The sequence below is a fragment of the Flavobacterium sp. BFFFF1 genome (assembly GCF_002256285.1).
In the GTDB taxonomy this organism is placed as follows: domain Bacteria; phylum Bacteroidota; class Bacteroidia; order Flavobacteriales; family Flavobacteriaceae; genus Flavobacterium.
Genome location: NZ_NKJE01000011.1, coordinates 90,890 through 110,948 on the forward strand (window position 1 = coordinate 90,890; position 20,059 = coordinate 110,948).

Here is a 20,059-nt window from a genome sequence, read left to right on the forward strand (position 1 = left end):
CTTTGTACCCGATAAAAATGCTGCTATGGAAACCGTACTTGATCACGCACTCCCCACAGGTAAGCCAAAATGGCTTAAGGTAAAACTGCCCATCGGGCAAAAATATACTGAACTTCGCGGACTTGTAGACAAATACAAGCTCAATACCATTTGTACTTCAGGGAGTTGTCCCAATATGGGAGAATGTTGGGGCGAAGGCACGGCAACATTTATGATCCTGGGAAATATATGCACCCGCTCCTGCGGCTTCTGCGGTGTGAAGACTGGGCGTCCGGAAACCGTAGACTGGGATGAGCCGGAAAAAGTAGCCCGCTCCATCAAGATCATGAACATCAAGCATGCCGTGGTTACCAGTGTCGATCGTGATGACCTCAAGGATGGCGGTTCCATCATCTGGATCGAAACGGTAAAAGCCATCCGGCGGATGAATCCACAAACCACTTTAGAAACTTTGATTCCTGATTTTCAGGGAATAGAGCGAAATATAGACCGCATCGTAGAAGCCAATCCCGAGGTCGTATCGCACAACATGGAAACCGTTCGGCGCCTCACGCGCGAAGTGCGCATCCAGGCAAAATATGACCGCAGCCTTGCCGTTCTGAAATACCTGAAAGACAATGGCATCAAACGGACAAAGTCAGGTATTATGCTCGGCTTGGGAGAAACGGAAGAAGAAGTCATCCAGACGATGCGCGACCTGCGCGATGCCAATGTGGACATCGTCACCATCGGTCAGTACCTGCAACCTTCAAAAAAACACTTACCCGTAAAGGAATTTATCACTCCGGAACAATTTAAAAAATACGAGGAAATCGGTAAGGAAATGGGATTCCGCCATGTCGAAAGCGGCGCGTTGGTGCGTTCGTCGTATCACGCTCAAAAGCACATTCTTTAATAGAAAATTTAACACATCCGTTTTACTTATTTTTATGGCGTTCCCTTCGGGCCAGGCTTTTCGCTGCAATTTTTATTTGCTCCGCTGCGCTTCGAAAATAAAAGATTTTCGCTACAATCCTTAACGCGGGATCTGTGCTAAGTTCGTACCTTTGTTCCCACAGTTTACATTCCATAAAATGACCAAAACAAGAATCGCAATCAACGGATTTGGACGCATCGGAAGAAATCTATTCCGCCTTTTACTAAACCATCCCGATATTGAAGTCATCGCCATCAATGACATCGCCGACAACAAGACCATGGCGCACCTGATCAAATACGACAGCATTCATGGCATCCTTCCATATGATTGTTCCTTTGACGAAAAACACCTTCTTGTCGGCACAGAAAAATACGTATTCTTCCACGAAAAAAATATTGCAGACATTCACTGGAAATCGTTGAATATCGACGTCGTTGTAGAATCCACCGGAAAATACAAGACGTTCGACGAAATCAACGCCCATATTGTGGCCGGCGCTAAAAAAGTCATCCTTTCAGCACCATCTGAAGTAGACAACATCAAAACCGTAGTACTTGGCGTAAATGAAGACATCCTCGACGGCAGCGAAACCATCATCTCAAATGCAAGCTGTACAACGAACAATGCGGCACCCATGATTAAAGTCATCAGCGCCCTTTGTGGTATTGAACAAGCCTACATCACTACCGTTCACTCCTACACAACCGACCAAAGTCTGCATGACCAACCCCACAAAGACCTTCGCAGGGCACGCGGCGCCTCACAATCGATAGTGCCCACAACAACGGGCGCAGCAAAAGCATTGACCAAAATTTTTCCGGAATATGATGGTAAAATTGGCGGGAGCGGCATCAGGGTGCCTGTGCCTGACGGCTCCCTGACAGACATTACATGCTACGTAAAACGGGAAGTCAGTATTGAAGAAATTAATGCCGCCTTCAGGAATGCGTCCGATACCGAACTTAAAGGGATTCTTGCCTATACCGAAGATCCCATCGTCTCAGTCGATGTGATTGGCAACCGCAATTCCTGTCTTTTCGACGCGCAGCTCACGTCCGTAATTGACAAAATGGTTAAAGTAGTCGGATGGTATGATAATGAAGTCGGATATTCCTCAAGAATTATCGATTTAATTGGGATTTTGTTTAAGAAATAATTTATATTTATTGCCTTTAACAAGGGACAATGCAATGAGGTTAATAACTATTTTCTTACTTTTTATTTTTTGTGGCAGTTGGGATGTTTCTGCCGCTACCCAACGGAAAGAAAATACTTCGATCCATTTGCTTTTAGCCGAGAATACAGCCGCAAAAAAGGATACTTTTTCGCCTTCCATCACTACACCCCAAAGCCTGAAACCTGAAGAAGTCTCTAAAAATCAGGATGTCGTATCGAGTAGTAAATTTTCGAAACTGGTCAGCATTTTAAGTTTGGCATTAATCTCGATTCTTTCCTTGTTAAGCCTTTCGTTGTATCGAAATAACATTATCCGCAAACAGACTAACGCCCTTTTGCAGGAAAAGAACAGCGAACTGTTACTCGCGAAAGAAAAAGCGGAACGTGCTTCAACGGCAAGATCTGAATTTCTATCGACTGTAAGCCACGAATTACGGACACCATTGAATGCCATCACCGGGATCACGCACCTGCTCATTGAGGAAGAACCAAAGCCTTCACAGATAGATTACCTGAATTCCCTTAAATTTTCAGGGAACTACCTCCTGAATTACATCAATGAGATTCTTGAAATCAACCGCATCGAATCCAAGAATATTGAAGTCGAAAAAATAGATTTTAACCTCAAGGAACTGGTTACCGGGATCCACCATTCCATGAAGGAACAGGCGCAAAATAACAACAATAAATTTGTGCTTGAGGTTGATCCGGACATCCCGGAAAACCTGATTGGCGACCCAACAAAACTCTCACAGATCATCATTAACCTTGTAAATAACGCTATAAAATTTACGGAAAAAGGCACCGTTCACGTCCTAATAAAATTATTGAAGTCCGAAAACCGCAAAGCCACAGTGTTCTTTGAAGTTTCTGATACTGGAATCGGCATTCCGAAAGACAAGCAGGAAAGCGTATTCGAAAGCTTTTCGCAGGGATCAATTGAGATTAATCGGAAATATGGTGGAACAGGCCTAGGCCTCGCCATCGTAAGGCGCCTGATTATCATTTTGGGCGGAAGCATTAACCTCTCCAGCAAAATCGGACAAGGCACTATTTTCTCATTTACACTCGATTTTAAAGAAGGAATGAAACAGCCTGCTCCATGTTACGATTTTAATGACAGTGATTTTATTGCAAAAAAAATCCTGCTGGTTGAAGACAATAAAATCAATCAAATGATTACGAGGAGGCTTTTGGAAAAAAAACAAATGCTGTGCGATATTGTTGAAACAGGCGAAGACGCCGTATCGGTCACTCAAAAAAACCGTTATGACCTGATTTTAATGGACGTACATTTGCCGGGCATCAATGGAACAATTGCCACGCAGCAAATCCGCGAGTTTGATCCCACAACGCCAATCATTGCCCTTACTGCCATTTCCTTACTTGAAAACCGAGAAATGCTGTTGTCTTACGGAATGAATGAAGTGATCACAAAACCTTTTGAACCAGAGAAATTCTTCGCAACGATTGCGGAATACATTCAAAAGGAAAATCCAGTCTAATACTCCAGAATAAGTGTTTTTATCAGGCTTCTGACAAGAGGTTCGGCTTTTTGGGCCGCTTCAAGGACTTCTTTGTGGGTAATTGTGCCAATACTTTCTTCATCACCCATATCCGTAATAACAGATATGCCAAAAGTTTCCAATTCAATATGACGGGCGACAATCACTTCCGGAACAGTGGACATGCCCACACAATCCGCACCCAGCGCCTTTACCATCCTATACTCCGCCAGCGTTTCAAATGTCGGACCCTGTAACCCAAGATATATTCCATCATGAACGTTAATGCCCAGTACGGACGCAATTTCTTTGGCTTTCGAAATCATCTTTACCGAAAATGGTTCACTCATATTCACAAAACGAGGTCCGAAACGTTCATCATTAACACCACGTAATGGATGTTCCGGGAGCAAATTGACCTGGTCATGCAATATTACAACAGCACCTACAGTGTAGTTTGGGTTGACGCCTCCGGACGCATTGGAAACGATAAGCTTTTCGACTCCGATATACTTCATCACACGCACAGGAAATGTTACCTGTTTCATATCATAGCCTTCATAATAATGAAAGCGGCCCTGCATCGCCACAACCTTTTTATCGCCTATTGTACCGAATACCAAAGCGCCTTTATGTCCCTGTACCGTGGACACGGGAAAATTCGGAATTTCCGTATACGGAATTGTATATTTAATTTCGATATCATCAGTAAAGCTACCAAGTCCCGATCCTAGAATTACTCCATACTCCGGAGTAAATTGATTGGTCTTTTCGTTGATATAGTTTACCGTTTCCTGTACTTTTTCCCACATGATTTCATAATTATTAACGCTTCCAAAATTATACAAATATTATTCATCTGACCCACAATTTTGTTAGAATCAATTACGGTAATTAAAAATAGGCCTTTGGTCTCTTGTATGGGTAAAGTATAGTTGATATATACTTTATTGCAGCGCCAAAACGCATGCTGTATGGTTTATATATGTACACAATTCCATATTTCTTAAATATCCCACCGTAAATTGCAGGAAATAAAAAACTTATGCTAAATAATTACCAAAAAAACATTAAAGCGATAATACTCTCTTTTTGTCTGATGCTGGCTGTGTCCCTGCATGCGCAATTCACCACCGTCGGAAGCGGAGGATACACCAATACATTCCCCGGAACAGACTCGGCCGGCAGAAATGCCTTCCCATCCGGTTCTCCGCAAATTACGGGTAACGCCATCGGGAAGCCTGTTCCCACAAACGACTGGTGGTCGGCACTACTGAAAGAGAACCACGCGGCGAATCTTTTTAATTACCCGTTGGCGATGCGCACAGTAAATGAAGGCCTTGTCGTAAGCTACATTGTACCAACATCAACACCGAATGGCGCCAGCCAGCCGTTTGATGATGCATTACCGATTACAATAGGCGTCACCGGATTAAGTTCTTCCATTACAAAAGTAGCGGACTATTCAGATTGGACCGTCACCATGAATTGGGCTGGCGGCACACACAAGTTCGAGGCCACTGCAGCAATTGGGATGCCATTTATTTATTTTACCAAAAACACAACAGATGTTGCCCAATTAACCATTACAGAAGGCACCGTCACGATAAACAACGAAATGCTCGTGATCACGAATTCACATCAGGGCGCTGACTTTGCAGTGTATGCACCAGTCGGAAGTGTTTGGACGCAGGCTGGAAATGTGTACACCTCAACACTAAACAACAAAAACTATTGGTCGATGGCTTACATTCCGCCAAGTGCGAGTGACATCACTACCGTAGCAAACCAATATAAAAAATATGCTTACGTTTTCCCAACAAACACCACCTCATCCTGGAATTACGATCAGGCTACGGCAAAAATGACCACTACTTTCAACGTTACGACTGACGTCAAAGAAGGTATTGAAACGAATGTGCTGCTGGGATTGCTCCCACACCAATGGGCCCATCTTGCATCAGCATCAGCACAGCCAGGTGGTTACAGTTACAGTTCCATCAGGGGGGAAATAAAAACCCTTGATGGCAATACGTTTACTGTCGAAAATACATTTAAAGGTATTTTGCCGACACTCCCTTATCTTGATAATTACAGCCCTGGGTTCAATCCAGCGAAGCTGGACACCAAAATTTCCCAGATTGAAAACGACGGCCTTGCCACCTGGACGGATTCCTATAACGAAGGACAAGTGATGAACCGCCTGATACAAACAGCCAGGGTTGCCGACGAAATGGGCGATACCGAAGCACGGAATAAAATCGTAGCAACAATCAAAGAAAGGCTCGAAGATTGGCTCAAACCCCAATCGGGTGAGGTGGCGTTCCTGTTTTATTACAACAGCACCTGGTCGACAATAATCGGATACCCAGCCGGCCACGGACAGGATTCGAATATCAATGACCACCATTTCCATTGGGGCTATTTCATCCATGCTGCGGCGTTTATGGAACAATTTGAGCCTGGCTGGGCAGCGCAATGGGGCCCGATGATTAATATGTTGGTTCGGGACGCCGCGTCAAGCGACAGGAACGATTCGATGTTTCCTTATTTGAGGAACTTCAGCCCATATGCCGGCCACAGTTGGGCGAACGGTTTTGCCACTTTTCCTTTCGGAAACGACCAGGAGTCCACTTCTGAAAGCATGCAGTTCGCTTCCTCGCTGATTCATTGGGGCACGATTACAGAAAATACAGCCATCAGGGACTTGGGAATTTATATTTATACCACAGAACAGACCGCCATCGAAGAATATTGGTTTGATGTAAACCACCGGACTTTTAAACCTGGTTACGGATACAGCCTTGCTTCGAGGGTCTGGGGAAATGGCTACGACAACCAGACATTCTGGACGGGAGACATCGCAGCAGCATACGGGATAGAAATGTACCCGATTCACGGTGGGTCGCTGTATTTGGGACAAAACCAAACCTATGTCCAATCGCTTTGGAATGAAATTTCAGCAAACACCGGAATTCTAAGCAACGAAGCCAACGCAAACCTCTGGCATGATGTGTACTGGGAATATCTTTCCTTCATCAATCCGCAGGCAGCAATCAATTTGTACGACTCTTATCCTGATAGGGAACTGAAATTTGGCATATCGGATGCACAAACCTACCACTGGTTGCACTCGATGAATGCTTTAGGCACCGTAAATGTGAATATCACAGCCAACTACCCCATAGCGGCAACATTTACAACGAATGGCGTTACAAATTATGTCGCACATAATTATGGAGATTCTGCTATCGACGTTAGCTTTTCAGATGGCTATATATTACATGTTCCTGCCAATTCTATGGCAACCAGCAGGGATACTGATGTGAACGGCGTTTTGTCTTCCGATTTCTATCAGGCGTACCCGAATGGAAGCGTCCACCTTACTGCGGTAACCACGGGATCCGGAGTAACAAAAGTGGCTTTCTTCGATGGTGCAAATTTAATCGGTGAAGACACTACCGCACCATACGAAATGCAGGCTGCAAACCTGACGTTGGGCATGCACGGCATGTACGCTAAAGTCTATTCGGGCGATTCATTTAATGTTACCAACATCATCCAGGTTCAGGTTGGAGAACAGGTTCCGTTTTTAGGCGCACCGTTCCCGATTCCGGGAACCATCCAGCCAGGAAATTATGATGCATTTGAAGGTGGTATCGGGCAAAACATTTCGTACAATGATTCTTCGCAGAATAATGAAGGGGGTTATCGCGCCACTGAATATGTCGACGCTACGGTAGACACGAACGAAGGCAACACAGTGGGCTGGATCACTGCCGGGGAATGGATGGAATATTCCATAAATGTACAGACTTCCGGCTTGTATAACGCCACGCTTCGTTATGCATCAGGAAACTCAAATGGCGGCGGACCGTTTCATTTTGAAGTCGATGGAGTAGCTGTTACCGCCGATGTCAGCCTGCCTGCAACCGGAAACTGGAACAGTTGGGCAAATAAACTAATCAATAATATACCGCTGACACAAGGCGAACACATTTTAAGATTCTCTGCCGTCAATGGCGAGTTCAACCTTGGCGCAATGGCTTTTGCTTATGCTGCGCCATTAGCATTTGTGCCACCTGTTGCAAATGCCGGGGAAAATGTTGTGGTGGTCTTACCCAATACAACGGCATCATTAAATGGTTCGTTGAGCAATGACCCGGAGGGCCAGTCCCTCACCTTTAACTGGGAACAGGTTTATGGTCCATCGGTCATCAGCTTTGATAACAATACAATAGCGTCACCTGTAATCTCGAACTTAATCGAGGGGATCTATAAATGCCAACTTACTGTTAGTGACGGTACTTATTCCGATTCCGACGAAGTACTGATATTGGTTTCCTCGAGTGGAAATGCCGCACCAACGGTTTCAATCACTTCGCCTTTAAACAATGCGACATACGTTGAAGGCACTCCGATTTCCATCAATGCCATTGCAGCCGATCTCGATGGCAATGTTACTGCTGTTGCTTTCTTTGACGGCGCGACGCTGCTCGGAGAAGATTCGATTGCTCCGTACAGTTTTGACTGGACAAACGCTTCGGTAGGAACGCATACCATTACCGCCGTAGCGACAGACAATGGTACGGCGCAAAGCACCTCACAGTCCATCAGCGTCACGGTTTCAGAACTGATGTCCTGTATGGAAACATCGAACGTCGCACAGCAGGGGTCCTTCTCCGTAGGCTATGACGCCACTTTTGAAACCGTCGGAAACAATGTAACGGTCACGTTTAAATTGCTGGACACCGATAAAACAGGCGTGGTTGCCTATTTGTGGAAACAATCCCCATTTACTGAAACACCAATGGACAATACATCAGGCCTGACTTTCTCAAAAACACTATCGGCCCAGACGCTGGGACAAACCATAACGTATGCGTGTAAATTTGCATTTGCCGGTGGTCTTTCTGTAACAAAGTATTTCACCTACGTCGTTGGCAGCGATTGCGGTTCCGGCGGTCCGGACACGCAGGCACCGTTGAATTTCACGGCATCAATTGGTACTGTTACCGCGTCTGCCATTGAGCTCCTTTTAAATGGAACCGACAATTCCGGAAGTGTTACTTACAATGTATCCTATGGTGCCAATTCAACCTCAGTAAACAGCCTTTCCGGTGTCCAGAAATCACTGATGATTACGAACCTTGCGCCAGCAACACTTTATACGTTCAGTATTGATGCCAGCGACGCATCAGGCAATAACGCAGCAAACAATTCCATAATCCTGCAAGCGACAACCGCATTGGATACAAGCACCGCCTGTTCCGGCACCAGTGATGACGCACAGCAGGGCGCTTTTTCCACCGGCTATCACTATGCTTTTGTAACCAATGGCACCGATGTGACGATCACTTTCGAAATGCTCGACACGGACAAATCGGGCGTAATCGCCTATCTATGGCGCCAAACCCCGTTTTCGGAGACCCCGATGACCAATATCGGCGGACTGCAGTTCTCTAAAACGATTACGGGTCAGGCATTGGGATCTACCATCAGCTATGGCGTTAAATTTGCATTCGCAGGTGGCTTGGCAGTAACAAAATATTTCAGCTATACAGTTGGAGATACTTGTGCGTTAAGTGTCGAAAATCCAGCTTTAGACGCCTTCGTAACTTTGTATCCTAACCCTGCGGATAATATTTTAAATATCGATTCCTCGTTACTTCCTGTTTCTAAAATCGAATTTTATTCCGTATTGGGAAGTAAGATAACAAAATCTCTTAATGGCCATAATACAATCCATATCGAAGATCTTTCGAGCGGACTTTATATCTTAAAAATATACATCGGCGACAACTTTATAACAAGGAAACTGATGATAAAGTAAATGTTAATTAGTTAGTTTTTGCAAAAAACGGCTGTGAATTATTTCATGGCCGTTTTTATTTTGGAGTCAAAGTCCGCACTACCGGAAAAGAACGCGGTTTGAATCGGAAGATAAAAAAGCTGGTCACTTTGCAACTTGTCTTTTAATCGGACATAATCCTTTTCTGTAGTGATAATCAGTTTATCACCTGCCGATTTTTTTATTTTATCGATGTCCTCGCTCGAAAAATGGTGGTGGTCAGGAAACGTCAACAAGGTATCTTTATCATGCTGTAGGTGCTTAAAAAATGGTTGCGGCTTTGCAATTCCGGCGACAAGTGTTTTATCCCTTTTAATCAGATCGGACACAGGAAGTACCTTGGCTTGTCCAAAAACCCTATCGTCGTAATCGATATAAGTAAAGAAGACGCTTTGGTTATGGTCAGTACGCAAGCGTTCACGAATACCATCCTGCTCTTTAATAGAGAGTCCAATCGGGCATTTCGTCACGAGGATGACATCGGCACGCTTTGTTCCGCTCCTGCCCTCACGAAGATTTCCCGTTGGCAGCATATAATCATCAGCGTATAAATCACCATAAGCTGTTAAGAGAATGTAAAATCCTGCCTTTACTTTTCGATGCTGATACGCATCATCCAGCAAAATCACATCCGGTTTTGGATTTAATTTCAGCAATTGTTCAATTCCATTTCTGCGATCCGCATCCACACCGACATAGATTTCGGGGAATTTCTGATGGTATTGGAATGGTTCATCGCCAAGGATTTCTGCATTGGCATTTGTATCGCCTAACACAAAACCTTTTGACTTCCGCTTATATCCCCTGCTTAAAACTGCCACTTTGTATTGTGCCGAAAGCAGGCGGATCAGGTATTCAATCTGTGGTGTTTTCCCCGTGCCGCCCACACTAAGGTTCCCGACGGCAATTACCGGTACGCCATAAGAAACTGATTTCAGCAACCCGATATCGTAAAGAAAATTCCTGATGCCGGTAATCCATCCATAAAGTATGGCAAACGGAAATAGTATTTTTCGCAGCAAATCCATTTCACGAAAGTAGAATATTTTATCTTTGGATACTTTAGTACGTTTTAAAATTATGCAGATAAAACAAATCCTTTCTGTCCTGGAAGAAATGGCACCACTCGCCTACGCCGAAGATTTTGACAATGTCGGGCTGCTCATAGGAGCCGCAGAAAACGAAGCTACAGGCGCACTTATCTGTCACGATGCGCTCGAAAGCGTGGTTGATGAAGCCGTTGCTAAAAATTGCAATCTCATCGTTTGCTTCCATCCGATACTATTTGCGGGGCTTAAGAAAATCACAGGCAAAAACTACGTTGAGCGCACTGTGATTAAGGCCATTAAAAACGATATTGCCATCTACGCAGTACATACGGCGCTGGACAACCACCAACAGGGCGTGAATAAAATCTTCTGTGACGCCTTAGGGTTGGTGAACACGAAGATTTTGGTACCAAAACAAAATTTCATCGGAAAACTCGTCACGTATACTGTTGCTGAAAACGCCGACAAAGTGCGCAATGCATTATTCGCTGCCGGCGCAGGAAGCATCGGAAACTATGAAAATTGCAGCTTCAACTCAGATGGTATCGGCACCTATCAGGGAAATGAAGACAGCAATCCTGTCATTGGCAAAAAAGGCGAACCGACGCGTACGCCCGAAATAAAAATCGAAGTCATTTTTGAAAAACACCTGGAATCCAAAATCCTGAAGACGCTTTTTGAAAACCATGTTTATGAAGAAGTCGCTTACGAAATCTATTCATTGGAAAACCACCACCAAAACATTGGTTTAGGTATGATTGGCGAATTGCAGACAACTTATAATGAGATGGATTTCCTGCATTTCGTAAAGGATAAAATGGGTGCCGACGGCATTCGCCACAGTGCTTTCCGCCATAAAAATGTACACAAAGTGGCCGTGCTTGGCGGCTCCGGAAGCTTTGCAATCGGGCATGCCATCCGCGCCGGCGCCGATGCATTCCTGACCGCTGACCTTAAATACCATCAGTTTTATGAAGCCGAAGGAAAGCTGCTTTTAGCCGATATCGGACATTTCGAAAGTGAGCGCTATACAAAAAATTATATTGTTGATTATCTTATCAAAAAAATGCCTAATTTTGCATTCATTTTATCAGAAGAAAATACAAATCCAGTTAAGTACTTATAATATATGGCGACTACAAAAGAATTGAGTGTTGAAGACAAGTTAAGGGCAATTTACGATTTACAGCTTATTGACTCCCGTATCGACGAAATCAGGAATGTAAGGGGGGAACTTCCTTTAGAAGTGGAAGATCTTGAAGATGAAGTTGCCGGGTTAAAATCTCGTTCTGAAAAATTGAAATCTGAACTTGATGTCATCGAAGACCAGATTAAAGCAAAGAAAAATGCCATCGATGAGCATAAAGAAGCCATCAAAAAGTATACAAAACAACAGGAAAGTGTCCGCAACAACAGGGAATTTAATTCTTTGACCAAAGAAGTGGAATTCCAGGAGCTTGAAATCCAATTGGCTGAAAAGCAAATTAAGGAAATGAAAGCGTCTATCGAATACAAAAAACAGATCGTTTCGCAATCTGCTGAGAAACTCGAGGAAAAACAAACACACCTGGACCATAAAAAGTCAGAGCTTGATGCAATCATGGCTGAAACTTCGAAAGAAGAAGCTTATCTTTCTCAAAAATCAGCTGAATACACTGCTTTAATCGAGGAAAGATTGTTGACTGCCTATAACAGGATCCGCAGCAGCGTAAGAAATGGTCTTGCAGTCGTTTCTATTGAAAGAGGCGCATCAGCGGGTTCGTTCTTTACAATCCCGCCACAGACACAAGTGGAAATTGCTTCAAGGAAAAAAATCATTACCGATGAGCATTCCGGAAGAATCTTAGTGGACAGTGCACTCGCTGACGAAGAAAAAGAAAAAATGGAAAAGCTTTTTGCCGATTTCCAATAAAAATTCAAACCTCCGGAAACGGGGGTTTTTTTATATGAAAAAATTAAAACTTTTTCTACTCACCAAGTCTATCGGAGGCTACATCAACTTCTTAAGCCTCGTCTATCCGAAAAAAGCACAACGACTGGCCTACCGCTTTTTCAGTGAACCGCGTACCGGAAAATTAAGCTCAGAAAATCTTCCGGAAGTATTGAAAAAAGCCAGAAAAAGAGAATTTCGTTTTGATAAATACACATTCCAAAGCTATTCGTGGCAAGGCAATGAGAACACCATCCTGCTCGTTCATGGCTGGGAAAGCAACGCTGCGCGCTGGGAAAAACTACTGAAATTCCTTCAAAAAACCGGCTGCACGGTGGTTGCGATTGATGCGCCGGCACATGGCATGACCAAGGAAAAGGAATTTAATGTCCCGCGATACGCCGAGTTCATTCGTGAGGCCGTCAGCGCATTCCAACCGAAAGCCATTATCGGCCATTCCATCGGCGGTGCTGCCACGATCTATCACCAGTATAAATTTCAGAACACTTCGATTAAAAAACTGGTGATTCTTGGTGCACCATCAGACTTACAGACCATCATCGATCAATACATTACCCTATTAAGCCTGAACAAACGGTCTGTATCGCTCCTTGAAAATCACTTAATCGCCCATTTCAACATGTCTGTTTCGGAATTCTCAGCAACAACATTCGCAAAAACACTTGAAATTGACGGATTGATTGTACACGATACCGGAGATGTTGTCGTCGCGTTTTCCGAGGCAGAGAAAATCGCCGGTTCCTGGAAAAACGCGCAGCTGATTGAGACTAAAGGACTGGGACACAGCCTGCACGATGACGCATTATACCAAAAGATTGTTGATTTTTTGGAAACATAATCCCTTACGAGACAAGCTCGGTATCTTTCATTTAAAGCTTTCGCTTTCAATTGGACAATACTGTTTCTTTTTATTTGCATGTGGTCCATAAAAAAGATGCCGCACTCCCAAACCTTCAGGACCGCGTTAAGGATTTTGTGTTCGATCCGCAAACCGTTTCCAAATTAAAATCCCTTTACTACCTTTGTCGGATGGAAGAAAACCTGAGACGCATCAATAAATTCATCGGCGAAACCGGATTTTGCTCGCGCCGTGAGGCCGACAAGCTGATTGAGGAAAAACGTGTAACCATTAATGGCGCGGTCGCTGAAATGGGTGCAAAAGTATCTTACGACGACGAAATCCGCATTGATGGAAAGCTAATCCGGGAGAAAAACCAGAAACCGATTTACCTCGCCTTCAACAAACCCGTTGGCATTGAGTGTACGACGAATCTCGAAGTACGCGAAAATATCGTCGATTACATCAACTATCCTACACGCATATTTCCAATCGGAAGGCTCGACAAAGCGAGTGAAGGCCTGATTTTCATGACCAATGACGGCGATATCGTCAATAAAATCCTGCGCGCACGCAACAACCACGAAAAAGAATATATCGTTACCGTAAACAAACCTATTACTGAACGTTTTGTGCAGCGTATGGGCAATGGTATCCCCATTCTGGACACCGTTACCCGGAAATGTCTCGTCGAAAAAATCGATAAATTTACGTTCCGGATTATCCTGACACAAGGATTAAACCGCCAGATCCGCCGCATGTGCGAATACCTCGACTATGAAGTCATCACGTTAAAAAGGATACGGATCATCAACATTACACTTGATGTCCCCGTAGGACGTTACAGAGACCTCTCTGAGGCGGAAATAACAGAACTGAACCAATTGATTGAGCCTTCCAGCAAGACTGAAGAAGCGAGTTTACCTAAGTTCTTTGAGAAGAAAGAATCAAGAGACAATAACCAAAAGATAACGCCTACAGAACGCAAACCGATCATCATTAAAAAAACGGAAACCACGCAAAATGATAATCAGCGGACCGTTTCAAATTCAAAATTTTCGCAGAAAAAACCGCTACCGAAAGTCGAATTTATAAAGAAAGACGACCCGAGATATAAAAAGAAAGACGATTACTAGAATCTTGCGCGACGCTGTTCCCTGGCGAGAAGCGTGTTTTTTAACAACATCGCAATGGTCATTGGTCCTACACCACCTGGAACCGGTGTAATATGCGACACTTTTTTGCTGACGTTCTCAAAATCAACGTCACCAGTGATCACATATCCCTTTTCCGCAGTTTCATCGGCAACCCGCGTGATACCCACATCAATGACTACGGCACCATCCTTCACCATTTCAGCTTTAAGGTAATTTGGCACTCCTAATGCCGTAATGATGATATCCGCCTGCGTGGTAATCTGAGCGATATTTTTGGTATAGCTGTGTGTTAGTGTAACCGTGGAATTACCAGGAAATCCCTTCCTGCCCATCAAAATACTCATTGGCCGCCCAACGATATGGCTTCTGCCAATTACAACAGTATGTTTTCCTTTCGTTTCAACATTATACCGTTCCAATAACTCCAAAATTCCAAACGGTGTTGCCGGAATAAAAGTCGTCATGTCCAGCGCCATTTTTCCGAAATTCTCGGGATGGAAGCCATCGACATCTTTGCTGGGATCAATAGCCATCAATACTTTTTGTGTATCAATCTGATCTGGCAAAGGCAACTGCACTATGAATCCATCGATAGCATCGTTTTCATTGAGTTCCTTGATTTTCTTCAACAATTCCGTTTCCGAGGTTGTGCTTGGCATGCGAACCATGGTCGACTCAAATCCAACGCGTTCGCAGGCTTTTACCTTGCTCCCGACATAGGTGAGGCTGGCGCCATCGTTTCCAACGATTACGGCGGCCAGATGGGGCACCTTTTCACCGCGCGCTTTCATGCCATCTACCTCCAATGTAATTTCTTTCTTAATTTCTTCCGAAGTTTTTTTGCCGTCTAGTAGTATCATCTTGTATTCGTTGGTTGCTTTGGTCAGATTATTTGTAAAAAGATTTAGGGCCTAAAGTTCGCATTGAACCTTAAACCCTAACTCGTTATTTCATTCCTTTCATGCCGCCCATCATTTTCATGAGGTTTTTACCTCCCGGGCCCTGCATCATTTTCATCATTTTGCTCATCTGGTCAAACTGTTTCATAAGCTGGTTGACCTCCTCAATCTTTCGTCCGGATCCTTTTGCAATCCTTGTTTTCCGCTTCATGTCGATGATGGCTGGCCGCTTTCTTTCTACCGGCGTCATTGAGTAAATTATGGCTTCAATATGCTTGAAAGCATCGTCTTCAATTTCAACATCTTTCATGGCCTTGGAAGCGCCGGGAATCATTCCCACGAGGTCTTTCATATTACCCATTTTCTTTACCTGCTGGATTTGGGTAAGGAAATCGTCAAAACCAAATTCATTCTTCGCGATTTTCTTTTGTAATTTTCTAGCTTCTTCTTCATTAAACTGCTCCTGTGCCCTTTCCACCAACGACACAACGTCACCCATTCCGAGAATCCGCTCTGCCATACGGCTGGGGTAAAACACGTCAATGGCTTCCATTTTTTCACCGGTACCGACAAACTTGATTGGTTTATTCACTACCGATTTAATGGTCAATGCCGCCCCACCTCTGGTATCACCGTCAAGCTTAGTAAGGATGACGCCATCAAAATTCAATCGATCGTTAAATGCTTTCGCAGTGTTCACCGCATCCTGTCCAGTCATCGAATCCACCACAAACAAAGTTTCCTGCGGATTTAAAGCCCGGTGCACATTGGCAATCTCCGTCATCATCTCCTCATCAACAGCAAGACGACCTGCGGTATCGACAATCACAACATTGTATCCTTTTTCCTTTGCATACTTGACTGCATTCTGAGCAATTTCTACAGGGTTGTTGTTGCCCAACTCGGAATATACTTCAACCCCAATTTGGTCTCCAACCACATGCAATTGGTTGATTGCCGCCGGACGATACACATCACACGCGACCAAAAGCGGCTTTTTATTCTTTTTTGTCTTAAGATAATTCGCTAATTTTCCTGAAAAGGTCGTTTTACCTGAACCTTGTAGTCCTGACATCAGGATTACTGTTGGCGCGCCCGATAGGTTAATTCCAGCAACATCGCCTCCCATCAATTCGGTCAGCTCGTCCTTAACAAGTTTTACGAGCAACTGTCCCGGTTGTAACGTTGTCAATACATCCTGGCCAATCGCTTTCTCTTTAACTGTAGTGGTAAAGTCTTTGGCAATTTTAAAGTTGACATCCGCATCAATCAGGGCGCGACGTACTTCTTTAAGGGTATCTGCAACGTTAATTTCCGTAATCTTTCCGTGTCCTTTCAGGATATGAAAAGCTTTATCGAGTTTCTCGCTTAAATTATCAAACATAATTTTATCATTAAAGGCGCAAAGATAGCGTAATCCTGTCGATCCTCAAAACAGCATGACCAACAAAAAAAACCGCTTCACACGTTTTTATCGATTTAAAAACAACAGCTATGAAAATTGTCATAAAAAACAAAAACCAGCCTTTAACCGAGGCTGGTTTTCAAAACAAACCAAAAAATATAAACTACTAATTAACGCACGTATTGATGTCGCCTTCGAGTTCGAACAAAATCTGGACTTCAGCCGCACTGAGCAGCCTGCTGTACACCCTGATATCATCGAGCGAACCTTTAAAGTTCCTTCCAAAATAGTAATCAAACACCTGTGAATTGACAAACATACCCTGCGGCGTTTGCGATGCTCCTATGAAATTACCATCACGATACAATTTTATCTTGGATTGAACACTGCCTGTTTCTACCGTCGCCACGAGATGATGCCAGCCGGCATTATCAGCATCGACATTCCAGGAACCATCCCAAACATTATAAATCTGCTGCAGATTCGTATAAAACAAGGGCCTGTTTAGGTCATAAACCGCGAGGCCAAAATCGTTCTGAGCGGCGGAAGTACCATCTGATTTTTCAAGCAAATGCTCAAAATCGGACGGGTTCGTGTTGTTCATCTTAAACCAAAGACTGAACGAAACCGGACCCTGCTCAATATTATTCCCTGTTGTCGACATTAACTTTAAATAGTCCAAAGGAGCACCAGAAAAAGACACTGCCCCGTGAGCATTTCCGTCACGATCCTCTGAAAAAACAGCAGGAAAATTGTCATTGCTCAAGGCGTATTGTCCGCTGATCAAATCCTTCGCCTCGTCCGCAATTGGCATATATATGATTAGGCTATCGGTCAGTATGCCGGGATTACCACAGGGAGTCTCCACCGGATTGCAAGTCTCTATCGCAGACTGCATCGCTGATAGGAACGCTGCATTATTCCCAATTTCTATTATATTTCCGCCAACAGTCACCTGCACCGGATAATCAATTGCATAATAATGATCCGCCTGCAGGCTGTCGAGAAAAGCAAGCAGCATACTGTCGTTGTCAAAAGTAAAAGTGTCAGCAACCTGAAAATTACTGTCGTAGCTAAAAACGGTTACCGGATACACAACCGAAAGGCACGGAATGGTGAGATTGGCTGGATTTCCTGCATCACATTCTGTTTTCCGCTGGTGCATTTCATTGGCATCATTTACAACCAACTGACTCCCGTCATTATAGACAATCGTGACCGGAAACACCAAACTGAAATGATCCTCACCTTCAAATCCGGCGATTGTTGCCTTTAATTCACCCAATGACGCCGCATCCGTAACGTCGACAAAATAATTGACCACATTTTGTCCCTGCCCTGAAGCAATATTCACTGTAAAAGGCATTTTAACGGAAAAGCACGAAGTACTGTCAATCACGTTATCCCCAGCAGTAGCTTCTGCAACACGCCGCAACAATGACGTCAGCTGCGAGTTGCTGCTCAGGTTCTGCGGGTTTTGCACCATTGCATTTTCATCCTCCTGGCACGCGATCGAAACTGCGGCAAAAGTTGAAATAAACAATATCCACGCAAAAATCCTTTTCATTAGTACGCATTAATTATTCACCAAACAGTTTTACCCAAAAAAACCCTACCATAAATATTTGGGATTATCAGCTTTCTTTTTTCAGGAGCTTATTCCGGCTGTATGCTATATCTTTTTTTTCAAAAAAAATGAAAAAAAAGGATGCCGCTTTCATCCGGGCTACTGCCTTCCCAAATTGAAAAATTTTCCGACAAGGAAAACCCAAGCGCAGAACGCTCAAAAAAACGCAATGAAAATTAGGGTAAATCAAAATTGAACTGTTATATACCATATTTTTGCTTTTCAAAGTAATTATTAAATGGACGAAACTAAAACTGCCGGTGTTTGCGAGGAACGGATTTTTTCCGCTTTCTTCCGGTCAAATATCAAAGCAGTCAGGAATTATCTGTTTTACAAATACGGGAATGAAGAACACGCCAATGACATCGCGCAGGATGCTTTTATAAAGCTTTGGGAAAATTGCAGGTCCGTGCCTTTTGAAAAAGCGAAGGCTTATGTCTACACGATTGCTAATAATGCGTCGCTTAATTTGGTAGCACACCAGAAGGTCGTTCTTAATTACTCCAAAAGTGCGGGCAAAAGCGGTATTTCTGAGGAAAGTCCGGACTATGTGATGGAGCATGATGAATTTGGTGAAAAGCTTAAGAAAGCCATTGCCAACCTCACCGATTCGCAACGGGAAGCATTCCTGCTGAATCGGATTGACGGAAAAAAATATTCCGAAATCGCCGAAATGCTCGGCATCGGCATAAAAGCTGTAGAAAAAAGAATCAGCGGCGCATTGGTATCGCTGAGAAAAGAAATAGATAACATTTAGATTATGGAGCAGGAACACGATTTAGCCAAATGGCTGGCCGGTGAAATGACGGAACAGGAACGGATCGCTTTTGAGAAAACGCCCGAGTTCAGTTCGTATGAAAAAATCGCGCGTTATTCGCAACAGCTGGAAACGCCTGGATTTGATCAGGACATGATGTATCAAAACGTCATTGCCGCGAAAAAGCCTAAAGTAATTTCCCTAAAAAGAAGTCACTTATTCCTACGTGTGGCAGCGGTGCTGGTTGTTGGCCTTGGGATATGGTTTGCCATGCGTCAGTCCACACCGGAGAAATTTTACGCAGATGCTGGAAAACAAACGGCTTTTGAGCTTCCGGATCACTCGGAAGTGATACTTAATGCAGGTTCTAATGCCGACTTTGACGGCGACGATTGGGCAGACCACCGCAAGCTGAATCTCAATGGCGAAGCATTTTTCAAAGTAGCTAAAGGAAAGAAATTCGACGTGATTACCACTGCCGGAACAGTGACTGTCGTAGGAACACAATTCAATGTCCGGTCCAGGGAAAATCGTTTTGAGGTTTCTTGTTTTGAAGGAAAAGTGCGCGTACAATGCGGCACAAATACCATCCTGATCACCAAAGGACAAAAAGTTGCTTTTGAAGATGGAAATGCTGTTGCAGTTCCGGCGAACACTGCCGAAAGGCCGGAATGGATGGATGGAGAAATGGCTTTCGCATATGAAAAACTCGACGGTATTGCGGCTGAAATGGAGCGTCAGTACAACATCAAAATAAAAATCGATCCAGGAGTAAGTCAAAATCAGACGTTCATCGGATTAATTCCATCCAACAGGTTGGACACCGCACTGGAAATTATCAGCAAAACTTTTGGGATTCACTATAAAAAGAACGGAAAATCAGAAATAATCCTGGAAAGGAATGATTAAAAAAAAAGGGCTGTTG

At 43.9% G+C, this 20,059-nt stretch carries 15 protein-coding genes; 10 read left to right on the top strand and 5 right to left on the bottom strand.

Annotated elements, in window-relative coordinates; genetic code table 11:
- The first annotated feature begins 25 nt into the window (after positions 1-25).
- The 3 genes from lipA (at position 26) to CFE23_RS08875 (ending at position 3,600) form a co-directional block, all read left to right on the top strand.
- The gene (lipA, locus tag CFE23_RS08865) at positions 26-895 is read left to right on the top strand and encodes a lipoyl synthase (protein ID WP_291086851.1); all 870 of its coding nucleotides are present in this window, start codon (positions 26-28) and stop codon (positions 893-895) included.
- Positions 896-1,073: 178 nt separating this feature from the next.
- The gene (gap, locus tag CFE23_RS08870) at positions 1,074-2,075 is read left to right on the top strand and encodes a type I glyceraldehyde-3-phosphate dehydrogenase (protein ID WP_291086853.1); all 1,002 of its coding nucleotides are present in this window, start codon (positions 1,074-1,076) and stop codon (positions 2,073-2,075) included.
- Between the two features lie 34 nt (positions 2,076-2,109).
- On the top strand, positions 2,110-3,600 hold the full coding sequence (locus CFE23_RS08875; RefSeq protein ID WP_363331577.1) for an ATP-binding protein: 1,491 nt from the start codon (positions 2,110-2,112) through the stop codon (positions 3,598-3,600).
- Here CFE23_RS08875 and CFE23_RS08880 read toward each other — a convergent pair.
- Positions 3,597-4,412 carry a purine-nucleoside phosphorylase gene (locus tag CFE23_RS08880; protein WP_291086855.1) on the bottom strand — a complete coding sequence of 272 codons (816 nt, stop codon included), beginning with the start codon at positions 4,410-4,412 and terminating at the stop codon, positions 3,597-3,599. The genes CFE23_RS08875 and CFE23_RS08880 overlap by 4 nt on opposite strands.
- 233 nt (positions 4,413-4,645) lie before the next feature.
- On the opposite strand from CFE23_RS08880, the gene CFE23_RS08885 reads away from it, so the two are divergent.
- Positions 4,646-9,433: a glycosyl hydrolase gene (locus tag CFE23_RS08885; RefSeq protein ID WP_291086857.1), complete on the top strand. Its 4,788-nt coding sequence runs from the start codon at positions 4,646-4,648 to the stop codon at positions 9,431-9,433.
- 38 nt (positions 9,434-9,471) lie between these two features.
- On the opposite strand, the gene lpxK is transcribed toward CFE23_RS08885, so the two are convergent.
- Positions 9,472-10,479 carry a tetraacyldisaccharide 4'-kinase gene (lpxK, locus tag CFE23_RS08890; RefSeq protein WP_291086859.1) on the bottom strand — a complete coding sequence of 336 codons (1,008 nt, stop codon included), beginning with the start codon at positions 10,477-10,479 and terminating at the stop codon, positions 9,472-9,474.
- A gap of 52 nt (positions 10,480-10,531) precedes the next feature.
- Here lpxK and CFE23_RS08895 point away from each other — a divergent pair, with 52 nt between their 5' ends.
- From CFE23_RS08895 to rluF, 4 genes are all read left to right on the top strand, one after another.
- On the top strand, positions 10,532-11,626 hold the full coding sequence (locus CFE23_RS08895) for a Nif3-like dinuclear metal center hexameric protein (RefSeq protein WP_291086861.1): 1,095 nt from the start codon (positions 10,532-10,534) through the stop codon (positions 11,624-11,626).
- 3 nt (positions 11,627-11,629) lie between these two features.
- Complete coding sequence (locus CFE23_RS08900) at positions 11,630-12,412, top strand: C4-type zinc ribbon domain-containing protein (RefSeq protein ID WP_291086863.1); 783 nt, start codon at positions 11,630-11,632, stop codon at positions 12,410-12,412.
- 34 nt (positions 12,413-12,446) lie between these two features.
- Positions 12,447-13,289 carry an alpha/beta hydrolase gene (locus CFE23_RS08905; protein ID WP_291086865.1) on the top strand — a complete coding sequence of 281 codons (843 nt, stop codon included), beginning with the start codon at positions 12,447-12,449 and terminating at the stop codon, positions 13,287-13,289.
- Between the two features lie 191 nt (positions 13,290-13,480).
- Entirely contained in the window at positions 13,481-14,425 is a 945-nt protein-coding gene (rluF, locus tag CFE23_RS08910) for a 23S rRNA pseudouridine(2604) synthase RluF (protein ID WP_291086911.1), read from the top strand.
- Here the strand turns inward: rluF and CFE23_RS08915 are convergent.
- The 3 genes from CFE23_RS08915 to CFE23_RS08925 form a co-directional block, all read right to left on the bottom strand.
- Complete coding sequence (locus tag CFE23_RS08915; protein ID WP_291086867.1) at positions 14,422-15,306, bottom strand: tetrahydrofolate dehydrogenase/cyclohydrolase catalytic domain-containing protein; 885 nt, start codon at positions 15,304-15,306, stop codon at positions 14,422-14,424. The two genes, rluF and CFE23_RS08915, sit on opposite strands and share 4 nt — an antisense overlap.
- Positions 15,307-15,391: 85 nt before the next feature.
- On the bottom strand, positions 15,392-16,729 hold the full coding sequence (gene ffh, locus CFE23_RS08920) for a signal recognition particle protein (RefSeq protein ID WP_291086869.1): 1,338 nt from the start codon (positions 16,727-16,729) through the stop codon (positions 15,392-15,394).
- Between the two features lie 187 nt (positions 16,730-16,916).
- Complete coding sequence (locus CFE23_RS08925; protein WP_291086871.1) at positions 16,917-18,317, bottom strand: LamG domain-containing protein; 1,401 nt, start codon at positions 18,315-18,317, stop codon at positions 16,917-16,919.
- 298 nt (positions 18,318-18,615) lie between these two features.
- Between CFE23_RS08925 and CFE23_RS08930 the strand changes: the two genes are divergently transcribed.
- Both CFE23_RS08930 and CFE23_RS08935 read left to right on the top strand, forming a co-directional pair.
- Complete coding sequence (locus CFE23_RS08930) at positions 18,616-19,134, top strand: sigma-70 family RNA polymerase sigma factor (RefSeq protein ID WP_291086873.1); 519 nt, start codon at positions 18,616-18,618, stop codon at positions 19,132-19,134.
- Positions 19,135-19,137: 3 nt separating this feature from the next.
- Positions 19,138-20,043 carry a FecR domain-containing protein gene (locus tag CFE23_RS08935; protein WP_291086875.1) on the top strand — a complete coding sequence of 302 codons (906 nt, stop codon included), beginning with the start codon at positions 19,138-19,140 and terminating at the stop codon, positions 20,041-20,043.
- Positions 20,044-20,059: the final 16 nt, after the last annotated feature.

Excerpts from the sequence above, each read along its gene's own strand:
- lipA (WP_291086851.1), top strand. The coding sequence starts at position 26 with ATGGAAACCGTACTTGATCACGCACTCCCCACAGGTAAGCCAAAATGG.
- gap (WP_291086853.1), top strand. The coding sequence starts at position 1,074 with ATGACCAAAACAAGAATCGCAATCAACGGATTTGGACGCATCGGAAGA.
- CFE23_RS08875 (WP_363331577.1), top strand. The coding sequence starts at position 2,110 with ATGAGGTTAATAACTATTTTCTTACTTTTTATTTTTTGTGGCAGTTGG.
- CFE23_RS08880 (WP_291086855.1), bottom strand. The coding sequence starts at position 4,412 with ATGTGGGAAAAAGTACAGGAAACGGTAAACTATATCAACGAAAAGACC.
- CFE23_RS08885 (WP_291086857.1), top strand. The coding sequence starts at position 4,646 with ATGCTAAATAATTACCAAAAAAACATTAAAGCGATAATACTCTCTTTT.
- lpxK (WP_291086859.1), bottom strand. The coding sequence starts at position 10,479 with ATGGATTTGCTGCGAAAAATACTATTTCCGTTTGCCATACTTTATGGA.
- CFE23_RS08895 (WP_291086861.1), top strand. The coding sequence starts at position 10,532 with ATGCAGATAAAACAAATCCTTTCTGTCCTGGAAGAAATGGCACCACTC.
- CFE23_RS08900 (WP_291086863.1), top strand. The coding sequence starts at position 11,630 with ATGGCGACTACAAAAGAATTGAGTGTTGAAGACAAGTTAAGGGCAATT.
- CFE23_RS08905 (WP_291086865.1), top strand. The coding sequence starts at position 12,447 with ATGAAAAAATTAAAACTTTTTCTACTCACCAAGTCTATCGGAGGCTAC.
- rluF (WP_291086911.1), top strand. The coding sequence starts at position 13,481 with ATGGAAGAAAACCTGAGACGCATCAATAAATTCATCGGCGAAACCGGA.
- CFE23_RS08915 (WP_291086867.1), bottom strand. The coding sequence starts at position 15,306 with ATGATACTACTAGACGGCAAAAAAACTTCGGAAGAAATTAAGAAAGAA.
- ffh (WP_291086869.1), bottom strand. The coding sequence starts at position 16,729 with ATGTTTGATAATTTAAGCGAGAAACTCGATAAAGCTTTTCATATCCTG.
- CFE23_RS08925 (WP_291086871.1), bottom strand. The coding sequence starts at position 18,317 with ATGAAAAGGATTTTTGCGTGGATATTGTTTATTTCAACTTTTGCCGCA.
- CFE23_RS08930 (WP_291086873.1), top strand. The coding sequence starts at position 18,616 with ATGGACGAAACTAAAACTGCCGGTGTTTGCGAGGAACGGATTTTTTCC.
- CFE23_RS08935 (WP_291086875.1), top strand. The coding sequence starts at position 19,138 with ATGGAGCAGGAACACGATTTAGCCAAATGGCTGGCCGGTGAAATGACG.